Annotated in this window: 13 protein-coding genes; 4 read left to right on the top strand and 9 right to left on the bottom strand. The window is 73.2% G+C overall.

The genetic code is table 11. The features are described from left to right. Positions 1–9: 9 nt before the first annotated feature. A complete protein-coding gene (locus tag ACFV4F_RS26190; protein ID WP_380505898.1) occupies positions 10–2,115 on the bottom strand; it encodes a glycoside hydrolase in 2,106 nt (701 codons plus the stop codon). A gap of 75 nt (positions 2,116–2,190) precedes the next feature. After that, positions 2,191–3,447: an esterase/lipase family protein gene (locus ACFV4F_RS26185; protein WP_380505895.1), complete on the bottom strand. Its 1,257-nt coding sequence runs from the start codon at positions 3,445–3,447 to the stop codon at positions 2,191–2,193. Positions 3,448–3,764: 317 nt separating this feature from the next. Between ACFV4F_RS26185 and ACFV4F_RS26180 the strand changes: the two genes are divergently transcribed. Then, positions 3,765–4,568: a CPBP family intramembrane glutamic endopeptidase gene (locus ACFV4F_RS26180; RefSeq protein WP_380505892.1), complete on the top strand. Its 804-nt coding sequence runs from the start codon at positions 3,765–3,767 to the stop codon at positions 4,566–4,568. Between the two features lie 76 nt (positions 4,569–4,644). On the opposite strand, the gene ACFV4F_RS26175 is transcribed toward ACFV4F_RS26180, so the two are convergent. The 5 genes from ACFV4F_RS26175 to ACFV4F_RS26155 all read right to left on the bottom strand — a co-directional run bounded on the left by ACFV4F_RS26175 (position 4,645) and on the right by ACFV4F_RS26155 (position 8,391). Continuing rightward, positions 4,645–5,139, bottom strand: coding sequence for an ATP-binding protein (locus ACFV4F_RS26175; RefSeq protein ID WP_380505889.1), 495 nt, complete (start codon positions 5,137–5,139; stop codon positions 4,645–4,647). A 255-nt stretch (positions 5,140–5,394) separates the two neighbouring features. After that, positions 5,395–6,408: a GlxA family transcriptional regulator gene (locus ACFV4F_RS26170; RefSeq protein WP_380505887.1), complete on the bottom strand. Its 1,014-nt coding sequence runs from the start codon at positions 6,406–6,408 to the stop codon at positions 5,395–5,397. A 75-nt stretch (positions 6,409–6,483) separates the two neighbouring features. Further along, complete coding sequence (locus ACFV4F_RS26165) at positions 6,484–6,867, bottom strand: nuclear transport factor 2 family protein (RefSeq protein ID WP_380505884.1); 384 nt, start codon at positions 6,865–6,867, stop codon at positions 6,484–6,486. 257 nt (positions 6,868–7,124) lie between these two features. Further along, entirely contained in the window at positions 7,125–7,310 is a 186-nt protein-coding gene (locus ACFV4F_RS26160) for a YegP family protein (RefSeq protein ID WP_380446848.1), read from the bottom strand. A gap of 445 nt (positions 7,311–7,755) precedes the next feature. Then, positions 7,756–8,391, bottom strand: coding sequence for a dihydrofolate reductase family protein (locus tag ACFV4F_RS26155; protein ID WP_380446846.1), 636 nt, complete (start codon positions 8,389–8,391; stop codon positions 7,756–7,758). A 290-nt stretch (positions 8,392–8,681) separates the two neighbouring features. On the opposite strand from ACFV4F_RS26155, the gene ACFV4F_RS26150 reads away from it, so the two are divergent. Continuing rightward, complete coding sequence (locus ACFV4F_RS26150; protein WP_380446844.1) at positions 8,682–8,987, top strand: hypothetical protein; 306 nt, start codon at positions 8,682–8,684, stop codon at positions 8,985–8,987. A 55-nt stretch (positions 8,988–9,042) separates the two neighbouring features. Here ACFV4F_RS26150 and ACFV4F_RS26145 read toward each other — a convergent pair whose 3' ends face one another. After that, positions 9,043–9,645 carry a TetR/AcrR family transcriptional regulator gene (locus tag ACFV4F_RS26145; RefSeq protein WP_380505882.1) on the bottom strand — a complete coding sequence of 201 codons (603 nt, stop codon included), beginning with the start codon at positions 9,643–9,645 and terminating at the stop codon, positions 9,043–9,045. Between the two features lie 146 nt (positions 9,646–9,791). On the opposite strand from ACFV4F_RS26145, the gene ACFV4F_RS26140 reads away from it, so the two are divergent. Together ACFV4F_RS26140 and ACFV4F_RS26135 are read left to right on the top strand one after the other, a co-directional pair. Then, positions 9,792–11,243: an amidase gene (locus ACFV4F_RS26140; RefSeq protein WP_380505879.1), complete on the top strand. Its 1,452-nt coding sequence runs from the start codon at positions 9,792–9,794 to the stop codon at positions 11,241–11,243. A 154-nt stretch (positions 11,244–11,397) separates the two neighbouring features. Next, entirely contained in the window at positions 11,398–13,851 is a 2,454-nt protein-coding gene (locus ACFV4F_RS26135) for a PKD domain-containing protein (protein ID WP_380505876.1), read from the top strand. 29 nt (positions 13,852–13,880) lie between these two features. Here ACFV4F_RS26135 and ACFV4F_RS26130 read toward each other — a convergent pair whose 3' ends face one another. Next, positions 13,881–14,669: a G1 family glutamic endopeptidase gene (locus ACFV4F_RS26130; protein WP_380505874.1), complete on the bottom strand. Its 789-nt coding sequence runs from the start codon at positions 14,667–14,669 to the stop codon at positions 13,881–13,883. Positions 14,670–14,689 lie beyond the last annotated feature (20 nt).

Genomic DNA, 14,689 nt, shown 5'->3' with positions numbered 1-14,689 from the left:
GTCCTGCCGTCAGGAGACGACGTCGGCCGGGCACAGCCGGCTGCCCGGCCGCCCGCGCAGGGCGGCGTCCACGCAGCCGCCCGGCAGGCCGTCGTGCGTGGTGGTGCCGAAGTTGGCGGTGACGGTCAGCGTGCTGTCGCCGAAGACGGTCCGCTGCACCAGGTGGTCCTCGGTCAGCCAGCGGAAGGAGGTCAGCGGCTCGGTGCCGGCCGCCTGGTGCAGCGGGGCGAAGTACTGCTGCAGGGCGGCCAGTTCACGCAGGTTCTGCGCGTCGCGCGGGTCCTTGTCGCTGAGCACGAAGTTGAGCGGGGTGTTGGAGAGCAGGGCCAGCAGCGCGCGCGTCGTCTTCTGCTCCGGCAGCTTCCCGAAGGGCAGCTCCCACCGTTCGGCGTTGACCAGCGAACCGTGCAGCGCCGTCTCGTACAGCGGCACCCGGTAGCGCGGGTCGTACATCGCCTTGAGGGCGGCGGCCACCCGGGCCTGGTGCTCGGGCTTGAAGTCCGCGGTGCGCACCGGCTTGAAGAAGGTGGCGGCGGCCCCTTCGGGCATGTAGCCGCCCCAGGCGGCGTCGTCCTTGGGGTCCTGCGGCCGGTTGTCGAAGTGTCCGGTCTCCATGGCCCACAGCCGTCCGTCCACCGGGGTCGCCGCGCCGTGGTCGAAGGCCAGCACCTGGTTGGCCCAGGCGCCGGCCGATTCCGAGCCGAGCACCAGCGGCCGCGCGGACGTGTCGTAGGAGCCGTCCGTCAGGCGCCGCATCCGGGCGAGGCGGTTGGCGCGGTCCTCGGCCATGGTCATCGCGTGGGCGGGGTCGTGGTCCCGGAAGAGCTCGCCCGCCGCGTCCACGTCCAGGAAGTAGCTGCCGGCTCCGTTGGCGACCAGCGAGCGGGTGCGGGCGGCGAGGTAGTGGTGCTGCGGCTCGGCCTGCTCGAAGGCCTGGGAGCTCAGGTAGCAGCCCTTGTTGCGGAAGCCGGGCTGCGGCGTCCCGTCGGCCCTGGCGACGCAGAAGCGGGGGTAGACGTTGTCCGGCCACACGGTGTTGGGGGAGGAGTCCTCGGTCTTCTGCTGGCCGTCGGCGAAGGAGTCGTACGGGCCGGCGAGGTAGCCGTCGGCCTCGGCGGCCCTGACGTCGGCGCCGGTCATCGGGGCGTCGTCCGAGTCGTAGCCGAGCCAGAGCCGGGAGACGCCGAGCGCCTTGAGCTTGTCGAGGTAGGCGGGCCGGCGGGCGCCGCCCCAGGCGTAGGCGTGGAAGGCGCCGAGCAGCTTCGCGGTCTGCGGGTTCTTCCGGATCTTCTCGGCCAGGCTGCCGAGTTGCCCGTGCTCGGCGCGCCAGTCGCGGTAGTCCGCGGCCGGGGCCACCGGGGAGCCGTCGGTGAGGGAGAGGACCACGGTGTACGCACCGGTGCCGTTCCCGGCGGCGAACCCGTGCTCGGCGGTGGCCCGCAGCCGCCCGTCCTGGGAGGCGAACGTCAGCGAGGTGCCGATGTCGGTGGGGACGATGTAGCCGGCGCCGGCCCGGCCGGTGCGCAGCGTGTAGCCCCACACGGGCATGGACAGCTGGGAGTCCAGCTCCTGCGCCTCGCCGACGAGCGCGCCGTCGGGGGAGTTCCAGAACGGGTCGTCGACGGGCACGGACAGCCCCTCGCCGCGCGGGAACTGGATCGCGCCGGCGGCCGGATCGGCGGCGGTCACCGGCCAGCGCACCGAGGTGTCGGCGCCGGTGGCGGTGAGGGTGACCAGCAGCCGGCCGTGGTCGGCGCGCACGTCGGCCCGCAGGCCCGCCTCCGGGTACGACCAGCCGGCGCCGTCCGCCGTCCTGGCCGGGGCGCTCGCCCGGCCCAGCCCGGAGGCGGTGGCAGCGGAGAGCAGGACCGTCCGCCCGTCGCCGGTGCGGGCCTCGGTCCGCAGGGTGGCGGTGTCGATGGTGGCCGTGCCGCCGCGGACGGGCACGTCGACGCGCCCGCCGTGGATCCGCACCCGCTGGGCGGAGCCGTCGGTGACGGCGCTCGCCGCGGTTCCGGAGAGCAGCGCGGTGGCCACCGCCAGGACGAGGACGGAACGCGGGACGTGGCGGCGGGCGGGGCGCGCGAGGGGTGACGCATAAGTGTCTGTGTGCATGACACAGTGATACGGAGTTTTCCTAAGAGGTCTTTAAGAACCGCTGCCGCTGCGCTCGCTGACGAACCACCACCGCTACGACGCCGGGATATCCAGCGAGAACCGGCCGCTCCTCGTCGGTCCGGCACCCCAGTACGGGCCCTTCTGCCGGTACTCGACGGACAGCGAGTACGTCCCGCTCCCCGGCAGCCGCACCCAGTCGCCGTGGAACTCGCCGGCGCGTTCCACCGTGGTGTCGGAGACGCTTCCCGACGACACCACCGCGCCCTTGTACGTGACGGTGTGGGACTGCTCGGGAAGGCACGTGTAGCTGCTCTTGGAGGTGTACCAGACGCCGCCCCACTTGTAGGAGCAGTTCCGGACGCGGGTGAGCGCGCGGACCCTGCCCTTGCCGTCCGTCTCCAGGCAGTTCTGGACGCGCGATTCCACCAGGCCGTCCCGGCCCTCGTAGTCGTACGCGTCGCCGCAGTACGTGTTCCCCCGGCGCGGGGTCACGCCCTCGTAGGGGGAGGCGAGGAAGTCCATGACCTTGTCGGCCACCCACGCGTCCCGGTGGATCTCGTTGTGCCCCAGACAGGGCGTCACCACGTTGGTCGCGCCGTTGACGGCCGAGGTCGTGCCCGCCCGCACCGGGCTGCTGCTGGGCACGCCGCCGACGATCCCGTCGCAGTAGTAGCCCGGCAGTTCGTTGGTCCGGCCCTCGCCCACGTTCGAACGGAAGGTGGCGTACCGGGTCGGGCCCGGTACAGACCCGGCCGGATCGTCCTCGCCCTCGTTCAGCTTCCGGACGAAGGCGGACCCTTCGGCCATCTCGGCACCGTAGACGGCCACCGCGGTCCCGTGGACCGGGGAGGCGATGCCCGCCCAGTGGGCGACCAGGGGGCTGCCGCCCGTCTTCCGCAGGTACCAGAGGGTGGACAGGCCGCCCATGGAATGGGCGACGAGGTCGACCTTCCCGTCGGGCGAGGTCCTCGCCTTCTCCTCGACGACCTTCCGGAGCTCTCCCGCGATCTCCTCGTTCCCCTTCCTGATCGAGTCGTAGCCCCAGGCGAAGAGCTCGTCCTCGGTGTAGCCGGCGCTGCGGAAGTACTTCTTCATGTCGTCGAACGTCGACGGGTTGCCGCTCCACCCGTGGACGAAGACGACCGGCCGGTGCCCGTCCGCTCGGGCGGCGGCCTGCGCCGGCGGGGGCTGGACCTGGGACAGGACCGCGGCGACCGCGCCCACGGCCACGATCGGGGCGAGGCGGCGTCGCACGGGACGGCGTCGCACGAGGTGCTCGACGCCGGTGCGGCCGGGCGGTGGGAACGTGCGGGAACGGGCCGGTGGCATGGGAACGTCCTCTCCTGGGGCCTGGCCCCGTCTTCCGACTGTCGTCTCTCGCTTCTCGGTTCTCGGTTCTCGGCTTTCGGATTTCGGCTTTCGGTTTTGCGAGAACCGTCGAACCGATCGTCATCGGCGGACGAACGCGGGGCATCGGTGGAAACCCGCACGATTCCTGCGGTTTTCCCGCAGCCGATCGTGCTGCCGGGAACGGTGGCGGGTTCTTGCGGCCCGGTGGCATTCCTGCGCCTGGCTGCCTCCGGCGCGGCGGTGAAAACATGACGTCCACTCGGGAAATTCACCCTGCACCCAGCCGGAGAGCCGTGATGAATCGCTGTGCCAACGGAAACCCGGCACCCACGGGCCGGCCCGGACCGCGGTGGTCCGTCCAGGCCTGGAGCCTGGTGGGACTCGGCTACCTGGCCGCCTTCGGCGCCGCCACGGTGGCGGCCGTCTACACGCTGGCCGGGCGGGCGGACCGGCTTCCCGGCTGGTTCGTCGACGTCTACGACGGATTGGTCTACTCCGGAGTCCTCGTGGCGGCGGTCGCCTTCCTCGTCGGCCGTCGACGGCTCGGGCTGAGCCGGTCCGAGCTGGGGCTTCCGCCGAGGAAGGAGGCGTTCTCCGTCGGCTCCCTGGTGGCGGTGGCCGCGGCCTATCTGGTGATGCGGATCGCCTTCGCCGTCCTCGCCCTCCTCCCGCAGCCGGAATCCGCGAAGGCGTCGGAGGTCCTGAACACCGGCATGAGCACGGGCAGGATCCTGCTCTGGTCCGCGACGGCCGGAGTCGTGGAGGAAGCCCTGCTGCTCGCCCTCCCGGTCGCCGTCATGGCCCGCATGCGGTGGCCGTGGCCGGCCCAGCTGGCGGTCCTGGTCGCCCTGCGGCTGCCCTTCCACCTGTACTACGGCGTCCAGTTCCTGGCCCAGGCCGTGATCTGGGCGGGAGGCCTCCTGTTCGTCTACCGCCGGTACAGGGTCCTCTGGCCGTTCGCGCTGGCGCACTTCCTCTACGACACGATCAGCCAGTCCCTGTACGGGAGGGCGAACCCGCTCCTGGGAGCCGCGCTGCTGGTCCTCGGCGGGTTCTCGATGGTGTGCGTGGCCAGAGGCCGGTTCGGACGGACGACGTGAAGGCCGTCGCGCAGGAGCCGTCCCGGTGAAGCGGCCCGGAGGCGGGCGCACCCGCCTCCGGGGCCGTGACGGCGGATCAGCCGCCGCCGTGCACTCCGGGGCCGCCACCGAGCCCGGCCGCCTTGCGAGGGGGCACGGCCAGACGGCACCAGACGTGCTGGTGGCCGTCGTGGAGCCGGGCCGCCCCGCACTCCAGGCTGAGGGCGGCGACGATGCCGAGGCCGCGCCCCCGCTCCCGCAGCCCCTCGCCGGGGAGCCGGCGCCCGCCCGCGTGGAAGGGGTGGTCCCGGCCGAGGTCGTAGACGCCGACGATCAGGCTGCCCGGAGCGCGGGGCTGCGAAGGGAAGACGTCGAGGCACAGCGCGTCCAGGCGCCCGCCGTGTTCGGCGGAGTTGGCGGCCAGTTCCGCCACGACGAGCCCGGCACACGCGATGACCTCGCCGTCGCAGTCGTGGGCCGCGAGCCACGCGCACGCGAGGCGCCGGGCGTCGCGCGAGGGGGTGGTGCCGAAGGCGTGCCGGCCCCACGTGACGGCGTGTCGGCGCCGTGTCTCCCAGGAACTCCAGGACATGGGATCCATTCCCTTCCCTTGACGGACGATCGGGACAACGCCAGTCTTTTCGACCGCACCCGATTCATCCAGGGGCAGATCTGCCAGGCGCCGGAAACATGCAGCCGGAAACATGGCACCGATTCCCGGAGCGGCGGGATTTCGCGGACCGGTGTCGTCAACGGTCCTGGCAGACACGGGAGATGCCCTGAAAGGATGGCCCGTGACCGGGAAAGGAAATTCGCAAAGAGACGCACGGGGTTTCCGGGCGGGAAGTCACCGGCCGCCACGGCGCCGGTCGCCGTCCGCGGCGGGGGAAGGGGAGGGCCTCGGTGCCGCCGGGCGGTCGGCGAAGGCCGCCCGGTAGTCCTTCGGGGTGACGCCCACGATCTTCCGGAAGTGGTGCCTGAGCAGGGCGCCGTCGCCCATGCCGGTCTCGTGGGCGATCTCCTCGATGTCCAGGGAGGTCTCCTCCAGCAGGTGCCGGGCGTGCAGGACCCGCTGCAGGGTCAGCCACTTGTGCGGGGTGGTGCCGATCTCCGTGCTGAAGCGGCGGGCGAGGGTCCGGGGCGACATGCGGGCCCGCTGCGCCAGTTCCGCCACGCTGTGCCGGGCGCCGAGGTTCTCCCGCATCCAGCCGAGCAGGGGCTGGAGACTGGCGCCCGGGTCCTCGGGGACCGGCAGGTCGACGAACTGGCGCTGCCCGCCCTCCCGGTGGGGCGCCACCACCATCTTGCGGGCGATCGCGTTGGCCGCGGCGGAGCCGAGCTCCCGGCGCACCAGGTGGAGGCAGGCGTCGATGCCGGCGGCCGTGCCCGCGCTGGTCAGGACGGTGCCGTCGTCGACGAACAGGACGTCGCCGTCGACCCGCGCCAGGGGGAAGCGGCGCGCGAAGGCGTCGACGTAGCTCCAGTGGGTGGTGCAGCGACGGTGGTCGAGGAGACCCGCGGCACCCAGCACGAACGCCCCGCTGCACACCGAGAGCAGGGTGGCACCGCGCCGGTGCGCGGCGCGCAGCGCGTCCAGGACGGCCGGCGGGTAGTCCTCGCGGATCGTGGCGGCGGGCACCGCCACCAGATCGGCGTCCCGCAACGCCTCCAGACCGTGCGACGGGATGACCCGGAACCCCGCACCGGTGGACAGCGGCGCGCCGGCGTTCTCGCCGCACACCCGGAAGTCGAACGGCGGCACGCCCTCCGGGGAGCGGTCGACGCCGAAGACCTCGCAGAGCACGCCGAACTCGAACGGGGCCACTCCGTCGACGAGCACGACGGCGACGGTGGTCAGCACGGCACCGGCCCGCCGCCGCGGGAGCGGGGCCCGCGCGCCGACGGGTGCCGGCGGCGGGCCCGCGCGGGTGCCGTGCTACGCCGCACGGTGGTAGAGCTTGGCCGCGACGGTCCACCGCTCGCCCACCTTGAGCAGGTTCAGGTAGTCCTCCATGGTGTTCCCGAACAGGCGCAGCCGGACCTTGACCAGGGCCATCTCGGGCGACAGGACGTCGATGAGGAGGATCTCGTCGTGCCGCGGCGCACCGGCCTCGGCGGGCGACTGCCGCCCCTCCATGACCGCCCGGTACGCGGTGCGCGGGCGCACCACGACCTCGCCGTCCTGTGCCGAGTACAGGACCGAGTCCGGGTGGAAGACCCGTTCGAACAGGTCCATGTCCTGGGTGTAGAGGAGGTCGAAGTAGTCCTTCAGCAGGCCTTCGATCCCCGAGCTGTCAAACCTCGCCCTGAAGTCGTTCACGGTTTCCCTTTCGTCGAGGACCGGCCGCACGGAGCGCGCCAGGGGTCCGCCGGGCGACGTACACGAAGAGTCTTCGCCTTCCCGGCCTCCTCCACCAGGGACGACAGCACCGTTCGCCCACAAGATCCTGCCAACCCGGACGAGCCGTGCGGCCCGCCACCGCACACCGGGGGCCCGCCGCCGCACCGCACGTCGGGGGCACCGCACACCGGGGGCCCGCCGCCGTCCGGCAGCGGGCCCCACGCGCGCGGGTGCCTTCACGCCGCCTTGGGTGCGACGATGTCCGCCTCGGCGGCGGCGCGCTTCACGGCCTCGCAGCCCTTCTGTGCACCCTGCCTGGTCGGGTAGGACTCGCCGACCGCGACGATCTCCCCGTTCCCCGCCTTGAGCCGGAACCTCCACTGGTGGGCCTTGTCCTCGTAGACCTCGAAGTGTGCGGCCATGCCGTCCTCCTGCCGGTGCTCGGGGCACTGCTCCTTCCAGCCTGCGAGCAGGCCGCGCGTTCGGCATCCCGGCTACGGACGGTGTGGCCGGCGGGTGCCCGGGTGGCGGTATTTTGCGGGGGAAGCGGCGTTCTCGTGACTCAGCGCTACCAGGTGCCGCCCGGGCGGGAGTGTCAGGCGAGCGCGGACCACGGCCGTCCGCCGGACGGGCGGAAGCCGACCCGCTGGAACTCGACCGGCAGTGCCCCGTCCGGCAGGTGCCGTTCCGCGGAGAGCACCTCGTGCTCCAGGCCGAGCTCGTCCGCGAGGGCGCGCAGGCGGGGCCAGTTGCCGATGCTGCTGAATCCCGGGGTGAGCCGGCCCTGCCCGGTCAGGTGGCGGGGTGCCCGTGCCCGGTAGGCGCTCGGGATTTCCGGCAGCCCCCGCCGGCATGGGCCGGGCGGCGTCAGCCGCCGTTGCCCAGACCGCGGTCGGGGGCGCTCATGTCGCCCGTCCGGGGGATCCCGTCGGCGATCCCGTAGCGCAGGAACACCGTGCCCGTGGGGCCGGCCACCGGCGGTTCGAGGAGCGTGACGTTGGTGGGCACCGCACCGGTGTCGAACACCTTCTTGCCGACGCCGAGCACGATCGGGTGCACCCACAGGTCGAGCCGGTCGAACAGCTTCTCCCGCAGGAGGGTCTGCACCAGGTCCAGGCTCCCGACGACCTTCACGTGCTCGTGCCGCTCGCGGATCCCGCGCACCGCGGCGACCAGGTCCGGGCCGAGCTGCGTGGAGCCGGCCCACGGGAGGTCGGGCTCGCCGCGGGAGGCCACGTACTTCGGCACGCTGTTGAAGAGCCCGGCGAACGGGCCGCCCTCCTGCTTCGGCCAGTACGCGGCGAAGATGTCGTAGGTGCGCCGCCCGAGCAGGAGGGCGTCCGTGCCCTCGTACGCGGCGGCGATCTGCGCGCCGGTGGTCTCGTTCAGCAGGGGCGCCTGCCAGCCGCCGAACGGGAACCCCTCGGGGTCCTCGTCGGGCCCGCCGGGCGCCTGCGCGACGAGGTCGAGGGTCGTGAACAGCTCGATGTGGATGAGGCCCATTGCCTTGCTCCCGATGAGTGGGTCGTGCCGGTCGGTCCGGTCGGGATGCAGACCCGCGGCCGCCGGGAAACTCATCGCTCCGACGGCAACCGGTACTCCGCGTCGCGGATCGCTCACGCCATGGAATCATGCGCCGGCCGCGGGCGGACGACTGTGCGGATCGGCACCGCGCGGAGCCCCCGACTGTGCGCTCGCGCACCGGACGCCCCCGGCGGCCGACCTAGATTCGACGGCGGTCCGCGGGGCAGGGCGCGGGCCGGCTGACGCAACGTCCGGCTGGAGGGGATTCGATGCTCAAGGTACGCGCACTGGCACTGGCGGCGGTCGCCGCGGGATCGCTCGCGCTCGGGACGGCCACCGCCGCACCGGCGTCGGCGACCACGACCGACGTCTGCCAGGAGTGGTGGGACGGCAACACCTACGGCGCCATGTGCCCCCGCTCCGACAGCCACATCGTCTTCCGGGCGATGGCGGTCTGTCAGAACGGCGAGAACGTGTACGGCCCCTGGAAGCCGACCGGCAGCGGCCTGTGGAGCTACGCCTACTGCACCAGCGTGAACTCCTCGCTCCTGGACTACTACCCCCAGTTCAAGTAGGAGCCGACGGCAACGCCGATGGGGCCACCGGGAATCCCGGTGGCCCCATCGCCGCTCAGCCCGCCGGGCGGTCCAGGACGGCCCCGACGATCCGCACGAGCCGTTCGCCCGCGTGCTCGACGCTCCGGTTCTGGGCGCTCACCTGGGCCCCTTCGAGGGCGAAGGTGATCTCCGCGGCCGCCCCGTCCGGGTCGGGCAGCCCGGCCCGGACGCACAGGTCGGCGAGGCGGCGCAGCTGGCGGGCCTTGTGGGCCTCGATCAGCCGGCGCGCGGGGTGGGTGCGGTCGGGCAGTTCCGCGATGGAGTTGATGAACGGGCAGCCCCGGTGGGAGATCCCGGGGAGCCCGTCGGCGATGAACCGGGCGATCCCGAGGATCTGCGCCCGGGGGTCGTCGGGGTGGGCGGTCTCCAGCCGGTCGAACGCGGCGGTGTAGTCGGCCGCGACGATCCGCAGCCATTCCTCGGCCAGCGCGTCCTTGGTCGCGAAGTGGCGGTACAGCGCCATCTTGGTGGTCTCGGCCCGGTCGGCGATCGCCTGGACGCCGACCGCCCTGATCCCCTCGCGCGAGAAGAGCTCCTCCGCCGCGTCGAGGATCCGTTCCCGGGGCGGCAGCTTGGCCACCCGGCTCCGCCTGCTGACTCTCGCCGTGTCCGCCATGTCACCCTCCGCCGGTCCGCCCGATGGGGCGTCGAGCCGCCTGGCCGCAATGCTACGGTACCGATCAGTCCCACGCGATACCGATCGGTATCGTGCGAGACCTTTCGGTATCGTTTCCCCTGGCCGGATCTGGACGGACGAAGAAGATGAAGCTCTCCGAGTACGCGGACCACGACGGCGTCGCCCTGGCCGCCCTGGTGGCCCGCGGCGACGTGACCGCCGCCGAACTCGCCGCGACCGCCCGACTGGCGTGCGAGGCGGTGAATCCGCGGATCAACGCCGTCGTCGAGACCTGGCCCGCCGAGGACGCGCCGGCGCCGGGCAGCACGCCGCTGGCGGGGGTGCCCTTCCTGGTCAAGGACCTCGCCGTCGCGATGGCGGGCAAGCGGGTGGAACTGGGCAGCCGCCTCGCCGCCGGCAACGTCGCCGCGGCCGACTCCTCGCTCATGGCCCGCTTCCGCCGAGCCGGACTGGTGACGCTCGGGCGCACGGCGACCCCGGAGTTCGCCTACAGCACCACCACGGAAGGCGTCCTGTACGGCGCCACCCGCAACCCCTGGGACCCGGACCGCAGCCCCGGAGGCTCCAGCGGCGGCTCGGCGGCCGCCGTAGCCGCGGGCATCGTCCCCCTCGCGCACGCCACCGACGCGGCCGGCTCCATCCGCGTCCCCGCCGCCGCCAACGGCCTGTTCGGGCTGAAGCCCACCCGCGGCCGGATCTCCATGGGCCCCGACGCGGACGAGGTCTTCAACGGGCTCGCCGTCCACGGCGCCCTCAGCCGCTCGGTCCGCGACAGCGCCGCCCTGCTCGACCTCGTCCACGGCCCCGAGGCCGGCGACCCCTACACGGCCCCGCGCCCCGAGCGGCCCTACGCACAGGAGGTCACCCGCTCCCCGGGCAGCCTCAGGATCGGCCTCCTCACACAGCCCTGGGGCGGCCGCACGGTCGATGGCGCCATCATCGACGCCACCCTGCGCTCCGCACGGCTCGCCGAGTCCCTGGGCCACCGGGTGGAGGAGGTCCGGGTCGATCTCGGCACCGGCTGGGAGGAGTTCGTCCTGGCCAACGCCCGCCTGTGGAGCGCCAACCTGGCGACCTGGATCGACGGCCTCGCCGCAGCCTCGGGCCGGCCCGTCGACCCCACCACCGTCGAACCCGAGATGCTCGCGAGCCACGCCTACGGGCGGGAGGTCAGCGGCACCGAGTTCGTCCACGCGCTCGCGATGCGCAACACCGTCGCCCGCGCGATCGGCCGCTACTTCACCGAGTACGACCTGCTGCTCACCCCGACCCTGCCCGAACCGCCCGTCCCCCTGGGCACGTACGCCGAGGGCGCGGAGGGCGCCGACGGCCCCGGCTGGCTCCGGCAGGTCTTCCACCGCTCGCCCTTCACCGCCGTGTTCAACGTCGCCGGCACCCCCGCCATGTCCGTGCCCCTGCAGACCGACCCCGCCACCGGCCTGCCCATCGGCATCCAGTTCGCCGCGGGCCACGGGCGCGAGGACGTCCTCTTCCGCCTCGCCGGACAGCTCGAACAGGCCGCCCCCTGGGCCGGCCGGACCCCCGCCGTCTGGGCGGGCGACCACCACGGGGCCTGACCCACCGGCCCGCCCCGCCACGACCGGGATACCCGCGTGACGACCGCATGATCATCGGCGATACTCTTCGCCGGACGATCGGGGGCACGAACCATCACGGGCGCTCCCCGAATCCTGCACATCCGGCGTCACTTCGCCTCAAGGGGGACCATCCGTGACCATTCGTCATCGCGTCGGCCTGGCCGCCGCGGTTGCCGGCTCGGCGATATCCGGGGCGGTTCTCCCCTCGGTCGCCCACGCGGCCGACCAGAGTGTGCTCCACGTCGACAACGCCTACGGGTCGGCCTGTTCGGACGCCGGGAGCGGGGCGCAGGACCGGCCGTTCTGCACCGTCCAGGCCGCCGTGGACGCGGCGCAGCCGGGCCAGACGGTCCAGGTCGCGACGGGCGGCTCCTACCGTGAATCGGTCACCGTCAGGCACTCCGGGCTCCCCGGCAGGCCGATCGTCATCAAGGCCGACATCCCCTACGGCATGCCCCAGACGATCCTCGGCATCCGTTCCTGGGACGCGGGTTCGAAGCCGGCCGCGCACGCCCTCGTGTTCTCCGGCGTGCACGACGTCACGGTGTCGGGCTTCCAGTTCGAGGCACCGCAGGAGGGCGTGCTCGTCCAGGACGCCGACCGGATCGTGGTGAACCGGAACACCGTCCTCGCCGGCGACCCCGTGTTCAACGGCGTCCCGTCCTCCTACCCGGACCCGGCGCCCGCCGTCCGCATCACCGGGAAGACCACCGCCACCACCGTGAGCCGCACGAGGGTCCAGGGCCAGGGGACGGTCGGCATCGCCGTGGACGCCGGGGTCTCCGGGACGGTCATCACCACCGACCTGGTGGTGGAGGGCCGCACGGGCGGCGTCGTGGCCACCGACGCCCCGGGCACCGTCGTGGCGAGCAACACCTTCGCCGGGAACTGCGGGAACGACGTCCTGCTCGCCGGGAGCTCCTCGGGGGCCGCGGTGACGAACAACGTGATCACCAAGCTCCCCGCGGGCTCCTGCACCGACGAGGCCCTCAAGTCCGCCGCCGGCCTGTCGGTCTCGGCCGGTTCCGTCCCCGGGACCAAGGCCGACTACAACAGCGTCGTGCACGCGGCCGGCGGCGCCGGCTACCTCTGGGGCGGCACCCCGTACACCGCCGCCTCCGACTTCAGGGCCACCGGTCAGGGCGCCCACGACAACGAGGCCGACCCGAAGTTCGGGTTCTACAGCAGCGACTACGCGCCCCGGGCCGTCGAGGGCCTGACGGACGCGGCCGACGCCACCGCGCCGGGGATGCTGGACACCGACTTCTACGACCACCCGCGCGCGGACCACCCGGCGATCGCCAACACCGGTACCGGGCCCGGCTACTACGACCGCGGCGCGGTCGAGCTCCAGGACGACACCTCCGTGCAGCTGTCGGCGATCCCCTACGCCACGGCGGGCCACCCGCTGAACGCCCGGATCCAGACCTTCTACCGGACCGGCTGGGCGCCGGCCGGTGCCAAGCTCGACTTCGGCGACGGCAGCACCCCGGTGGACGTGAACCCGGGCAGCGGCCTGGAGCTCGACCACGACTACCCGGCGCCCGGCACCTACACGGCGACGCTCACCGCGACCAGCCGGACCGGCCTGGTCTTCACCGGCATCGCCAGGTTCACGTTCGCCCCGGTGGGCGCCCTCCGGCTCAACCCCCAGGTGAGCGTCGCCGACCAGGCCACCGCCCGGGTCGCCTTCCACGACGCCACCTCCAGCCCGTGGCCGGTCGCCCGCTACGCCGTGGACTTCGGCGACGGCACCGCCCCCGTCGTCACCGACGGCCGGACCTCCCCGGACGGCCTGACGCACGACTACGGCGTCGGCGGCTACTACACCGTCACCGAGACCGTCACCGATGACCACGGCCGCCAGGCCACGGCGTCCGTGCAGGCCTCCGTCCCGGGCCCGCAGGCCGGGACGCCCTTCACCGGCTACCTCGGCGGCCCGGCCACGCAGGTCGGCCTCTTCGACAACGGCCGCTGGAACATCGACTACGGCAAGACGACCGGCCACGTGAACGAGCGCCGGGCCTTCGGCGAGCCCGGCGACGTCCCGGTGGTCGGCGCCTGGGAGAACACCTGCCAGTGCCAGCTGGGCATCTACCGCCCGAGCACCGCCACGTTCGGCCTGCAGCTGCGGGACGGGTCCGTCACCGCCGTCCGGTTCGGCGAGCCCGGCGACGTCCCGGTGGCCGGCGCCTGGGACCACAACGGCCACGACCAGCTCGCCGTCTACCGCCCGGCCACCGGCACCCTGGCCGTGCGCCACGACGACACCAGCGTGACGACCCTGCAGTTCGGCGGGCCGGGCGACCTCCCGGTGGCCGGCGACTGGGACGGCGTGCACCACGCCCAGTTCGGCCTCTTCCGTCCGGGCCGCAGCGCCGGCGAGCCGAACACCTTCCTCCTGCGCCACGACGACGGCAGCGTCTCCACCGCCTCCTACGGCGTCGCCGGCGACCTGCCGGTGGTCGGGGACTGGCAGGCCGCCGGGCGCACGACGTTCGGGATCTTCCGTCCGGGCAGCCACGTGTTCGCCCTGAGCAACGCCTACGTCGGCCGGGGCGACACGGTGTTCACGCTCTACGTCTGACGTCCGGGGATACGGCGGCCGGGGGCGGGTCAGCTGTGGTTCCAGGTCACCTCGAAGGCGCTGCCGGCGCCGAGGGGCGAGGTCGTGGCCAGGACGGTGTGGTCGTGGTCGGCCATGGTGATGTTCTCGGGGCCGAAGTCGCCGATCGGCTTGCCGTTGGCCTTGGCGCCGGTGAAGGCGACGGTGCCGAAGTCGGTCAGCGGCAGCGGCCCGGACAGGGTGGACGGCGCCTCGGCGATCACCTCGGCCGAGGCGAGCTTCGCGCTGGCCAGGGTCTTGTGCTGGACGTGGCTCCAGTGCCGGGTCTCGTCGGTGATCGTCAGGGTGAACCTCCCGGTGGTGGTCGCGGTGACGCTCGCCGCGAAGTGGTCGCCGGGCTCGACCTTGTCCTTGTAGAACACCGGGTACGCCGGGTACATCTCGAACCAGGCGTAGTACTGCGGCTTGCCGCCCACGCAGTCCGCCGAGCTGCCGTTCTGCTCGACCGAGCGGCTGCCGTCGCCGTCCAGGCCCACCCAGAAGCTGGAGTAGGTGTCCTCGGTGGTGCAGTGCGCCTCCGGCTGGACCCAGCTCGCGCTGACGCTGGTGAACTTGGCGCCGGTGGCCGCGTAGCCGGCCCAGTTGGCGCTGGTGCCGTCGGCACGGCCGTCGTGCGGCCCGCCCTGGTGCGCGTCCCCGTCCGGGCGCAGCAGCGGTGCCCGCAGGAGGGCCGGTGCGGCCGGGCCGGCGGGCCGGGCGAGTGCGGGGGTGGTGGCCAGGAGGGTGGCCGCCGCGGCGAGGGCGGCGGTGGCGAGCATGCGGTGGCGGGCTGCGGGCATGGTGCGGTGCTCCCTGGGGA

It is taken from the genome of Kitasatospora sp. NPDC059722 (assembly GCF_042733235.1).
GTDB lineage: Bacteria > Actinomycetota > Actinomycetes > Streptomycetales > Streptomycetaceae > Kitasatospora.
This window is presented reverse-complemented; position numbering and strand designations above follow the sequence as displayed.